Origin of the sequence: Vibrio sp. 1151_11, from assembly GCF_029478525.1 — a bacterium.
Classification (GTDB): Bacteria; Pseudomonadota; Gammaproteobacteria; order Enterobacterales; family Vibrionaceae; genus Vibrio; species Vibrio anguillarum.
Window position 1 is genome coordinate 1 of record NZ_SHMN01000057.1, and the last position, 5134, is coordinate 5134.

Annotated in this window: 3 protein-coding genes; all 3 read left to right on the plus strand. The window is 42.3% G+C overall.

What is annotated here, in order from left to right; all coding sequences use genetic code 11:
- The first annotated feature begins 784 nt into the window (after positions 1 to 784).
- On the plus strand, positions 785 to 1525 hold the full coding sequence (locus EXZ60_RS18425) for a PhzF family phenazine biosynthesis protein (RefSeq protein WP_277436121.1): 741 nt from the start codon (positions 785 to 787) through the stop codon (positions 1523 to 1525).
- A 1217-nt stretch (positions 1526 to 2742) separates the two neighbouring features.
- Positions 2743 to 3297, plus strand: a complete 555-nt coding sequence (locus tag EXZ60_RS18430) for a sugar O-acetyltransferase (RefSeq protein ID WP_088729601.1) — start codon at positions 2743 to 2745, stop codon at positions 3295 to 3297.
- A 195-nt stretch (positions 3298 to 3492) separates the two neighbouring features.
- Positions 3493 to 3969, plus strand: coding sequence for a hypothetical protein (locus tag EXZ60_RS18440; RefSeq protein WP_025630517.1), 477 nt, complete (start codon positions 3493 to 3495; stop codon positions 3967 to 3969).
- The last annotated feature ends 1165 nt before the right edge of the window (positions 3970 to 5134 follow it).

A 5134-nucleotide genomic window follows, 5' to 3' on the forward strand; every position in this document is an offset into this window, starting at 1 on the left:
TATCACGGCTCTTGCTTGGGTTGGTTCTTGAATTACTTAACCATTGCAATTGTGGTTTTTGATCGAGTAAAGTCAGTTTATCTCATTGAATTTGCATAACAAACGGCTCAAGAGGGATTGCCAACGCGTGGCGGCTTTAGTGCAAAATTGAAATTCAGTGTTTACAGTGTGTTTTTTGAGTTCGGCTATGCGTTGTCAACCCCTTAGCCGGGCGTTATGCAACTCAGGTAAATTTAGGGGTTCAATCTTTTGGGATTTCTCCGGCTATTCGTTTTGTGTTGTCGGCAAATGAGCTTTTTGACCTTAAAATTCGTGGTTCACTCAAGCCGTAAAACAGACAAGGTTCTTTGTTTGCCTCAATCAGTTTTAACGTTGGCGCGTTGTGAATCTTGCGGGTGCAAAGTGTGGAAAGGGCAAGTTTATCGAGCATTTTGCACTTGCTGAAAGTCTTGCTTGTTGAGTTTGTCTCATTCAAAAGCTTGGTTTGTTGTTGAAAGGTGGGCTTTGTTTTGGCGGCTCATTTATCACAGTTCTTGCTTGGGTTGATTCTTGAATCACTCAACCATTGCAATGGTGGCTTTTGGTCGTGTAAAGTCTGTTTATCTCATTGAATTTGCATAACAAACGGCTCAAGAGGGATTGCCAACGCGTGGCGGTTTTAGTGCAAAATTGAAGTTTAGTGTTTACAGTGTGTTTTTTGAGTTCGGTGAGGCGTCGTCAACCCCTTAGCCGGGCGTTAAATTGCAGTCAAGGATGGTGGATTATCAAAATTGATATTTATGATGTGTTTATTGGCGAATCGGCCTTTGGCAACCCTTGCGGGGTACTAGAGCTAAAGAGCTGGCTTTCTGATACCGAGTTACATCAAATCACCCGTGAAGTTGGACAGCCTGTGACTTCGTTCATTACTCACATCGACGGACAGTTTCACATTCGCTGGTTTGCATTGGATGGTGAAATTAATCTTTGTGGTCACGGGAGTTTAGGCGCTGGTGCCGCGATCCTTTCTAAGTACCAGCTAGAAAATGTAGTTTTCAACAGTAAACATGGTGAAGTGGTGATTGCTAAGAGAAATGACCAATATTCATTGTTATTACCCAGTTGGGAAGGTAAGCCTTGTGCTGTTCCAGTAGAAATCTCTGATTTAGCGACAGATGCGATTGATGTTTTCTGTACCCGGGACTTAGTCTTGGTTTTGTCTTCGGTTGAGACTGTAATGAATTTCCAGCCAGATGATGAGCGCTTGAGAAAAATCAATGAATACCATGCTCTGATTGTAACGGCTGTAACTGGTAATAGTGGTTATGTTCTAAGATACTTTGCACCAAAAATTGGCATATCTGAGGATTTAGCAACAGGTTCAGCACAGTGCTCTCTTGCACCGTATTGGTTTAAAAAACTTGGCTCCGACTCATTGAATGTACGTCAACTTTCAATGTCAGGTGGTTATTTTGAAATAGAGAGAACAACTAAAAATTCAATTACAGTATTTGCCCAAGCAAAGCGGCGAGCAATTGCAATTTAACAAACGGCTCAAGAGGGATTGCCAACGCGTGGCGGTTTTAGTGCAAAATTGAAGTTCAGTGTTTACAGTGTGTTTTTTGAGTTCGGCGGTGCGTTGTCAACCCCTTAGCCGGGCGTTATGCAACTCAGGTAAATTTAGGGGTTCAATCTTTTGGATTTCTCCGGCCATTCGTTTTGTGTTGTCGCAAATGAGCATTTTTACCCTAAAATTCGTAGTTCACTCAAGCCGTAAAACAGGCAAAGTTCTTTGTTTGCCTCAATCAGTTTTGGTGCTGGTTTGTTGTCAATTCAGCGTGCGCAAAGTGTGGAAAGGGCAAGTTTATCGAGCATTTTGTACTTGCTGAAGTTTTAGCTCGTTGAGTTTTCCTGATTCAAAAGCTTGGTTGGTTGCTGAAAGGTGGACTTTGTTTTGGCGGCTGATTTATCACGGCTCTGGCTTCGGTTGGTTCTTGAATTACTCAACCATTGCAATTGTGGCTTTTGATCGAGTAAAGTCAGTTTATCTTATTGAATTTGCATAACAAATGGCTCAAGAGGGATTGCCAACGCATGGCGACTTTAGTGCAAAATTGCAGTTCAGTGTTTACGGTGTGTTTTTTGAGTTCGGCGGTGCGTTGTCAACCCCTTAGCCGGGCGTTATGCAACTCAGGTAAATTTAGGGGCTCAATCTTTTGGGATTTCTCTGGCCATTCGTTTTGTGTTGTCGGCAAATGAGCTTTTTTACCCTAAAATTCGTGGTTTACTCAAGCCGTAAAACAGGCAAGGTTCTTTGTTTGCCTCAATCAGTTTTGGTGCTGGTTTGTTGTCAATTCAGCGTGCGCAAAGTGTGGAAAGGGCAAGTTTATCGAGCATTTTGTACTTGCTGAAGTTTTCGCTCGTTGAGTTTTCCTGATTCAAAAGCTTGGTTGGTTGCTGAAAGGTGGGCTTTGTTTTGGCGGCTTATTTATCATTACTCTGGCTTGGCTTGGCTTGGCTTGGCTTGGCTTGGGTTGGTTCTTGAATCACTCAACCATTGCAATGGTGGCTTTTGATCGAGTAAAGTCAGTTTATCTTATTGAATTTGCATAACAAACGGCTCAAGAGGGATTGCCAACGCTTGGCGACTTTAGTGCAAAATTGCAGTTCAGTGTTTAAGTGTGTTTTTTAAGTTCGGCGGTGCGTTGTCAACCCCTTAGCCGGGCGTTATGAGCAGCATTAAAATTTAGAACTGAGTTATATATGACAGAAAGAGAAAAAATGCTCTCTGGTGAGTATTACGATCCGAGTGACGCTGAGCTCGTCAAGTTGCGTCTTGAGGCTCGTTTACTCACAGAGAAGCTAAATCAAACCAGTGTAAGTTACCCAGATAAAAGAGCAGAGATAGTCAAATCCTTGTTGGGTTCTACAGGAAATAGCATTCACATTGAATCGACTTTCAACTGCGATTACGGGCTGAATATACACGTTGGTGAGAATTTCTATGCCAATTTTGGCTGTGTCATTTTGGACGTAGCGGAAGTTCGTATTGGTGAAAACTGTTTTATAGCACCACAGGTCGGAATCTATACGGCAACTCATCCAATCGATCCGATTCAGAGAAATAGTGGGTTAGAGTTTGCAAAGCCAATCAGAATAGGTAACAACTGTTGGATTGGTGGTCATGCAACGATCAACCCTGGAGTGACGTTAGGTGACAATGTTGTTGTTGCCTCGGGAGCCGTTGTGACAAAAAGCTTTGGTAGCAATGTTGTCATTGGTGGCAACCCAGCACGAGTGTTAAAAGCAATCGAGTAACCTTTAGCTAGCTGCTCATAACAAACGCTTCAAGAGGGACAGCCAACGCGTGGCATTTTTACTATGCGTTGGTTTTTGTGGTTACGGTGTTATGCGGAAAGTTGGTAGTAGCGTTGGCTGCCCCTTAAGCGGGCGTTAACTGTACTTCGATATAAAAATTACGAGCAAGTTGCACAAAAACAGGTCGTTTCTAAAATGAAAAAGTGGTTTATATTTTTGGTTCTTTTGCTAACAGGGTGTGTTGCTAAGCAAGTACCTTACTCTCCTTCTGATATGGTAAACACAGAAGTTGCGGCGAATGTGATTGAACAGGTCATAATGGAGCAGCCCCAAAAATTTAGACCTGAAGGTCTTGTTGTGACCAGTTCTTATATCGGGTTATCAGAAGGTCAAAATTCAAAAGCAGTTGCAGTTAGCAATTATAATGACGCTTCAAATTTGCTCCTGTCATCTTCAAACGTAAGGCTATCAGAAATCAATTCAAGGTATTATTTCAACTCGATATTGGTGCTTGAACTCTATAGCAAAAGAGATTGGTTTATCATTCAGCTAAAGAATGATGAACAACAGGTTATTAAGCGTTTTTATACGAGAAGTTTAGAAAAGGCACAGCGGTTTATCGATTCAATAAATTACATGAAAATTTCGACTAAGCCATTTGCTGCTGAGTAGTACACAGTTAACAAACTGTTCAAGAGTGATTCGCAACGCGTGGCATTTTTACTATGCGTTGTGTGTGGTGTTTAATGTGGTATGCGGAGGCATCGGCATTGCGTTGCTCACACCTTAACAGGGCGTTATGCAACTCAGGTAAATTTAGGGGTTCAATCTTTTTAGATTTCTCCGGCCATTCGTTTTGTTTTGCCGGCAAATGAGCACTTTTACCCTCAGATTCGTGGTTCACTCAAACCGTAAAACAGGCAAAGTTCTTTGTTTGCCTCAATCAGTTTTAGCGTTGGCGTGTTGTGAATCTTGTGGGCGCAAAGTGTGGAAAGGGCAAGTTTATCGAGCATTTTGCACTTGCTGAAAGTCTTGCTTGTTGAGTTTGTCTCATTCAAAAGCTTGGTTTGTTGTTGAACGGTGGACTTTGTTTTGGCGGCTTATTTATCTCGGCTCCTACTTGGGTTGATTCTTGAATCACTCAACCATTGCAATCGTGGCTTTTGGTTGTGTAAATTCGGTTTATCTCATTGAATTTGCATAACAAACGGCTCAAGAGGGATTGCCAACGCGTGGCGACTTTAGTGCAAAATTGCAGTTCAGTGTTTAAGTGTGTTTTTTAAGTTCGGCGGTGCGTTGTCAACCCCTTAGCCGGGCGTTATGCAACTCAGGTAAATTTAGGGGTTCAATCTTTTTAGATTTCTCCGGCCATTCGTTTTGTGTTGTCGGCAAATGAGCATTTTTATCCTAAAATTCTTGGTTCACTCAAGCCGTAAAATAGGCAAAGTTCTTTGTTTGCCTCAATGAGTTTTGGTGCTGGTTTGTTGGCAATTCAGCGTGCGCAAAGTGTGGAAAGGGCAAGTTAATCGAGCATTTTGCACTTGCTGAAAGTATTGCTTGTAGGGTTTGTCTCATTCAAAAGCTTGCTTTGTTGCTGAAAGGTGGACTTTGTTTTGGCGGCTTATTTATCACAGTTCTTGCTTGGGTTGGTTCTTGAATCACTCAACCATTGCAATCGTGGCTTTTGATCGAGTAAAGTCAGTTTATCTCATTGAATTTGCATAACAAACGGCTCAAGAGGGATTGCCAACGCTTGGCGACTTTAGTGCAAAATTGAAGTTCAGTGTTTACAGTGGTTTTTTGAGTTCGGCGGTGCGTTGTCAACCCCTTAGCCGGG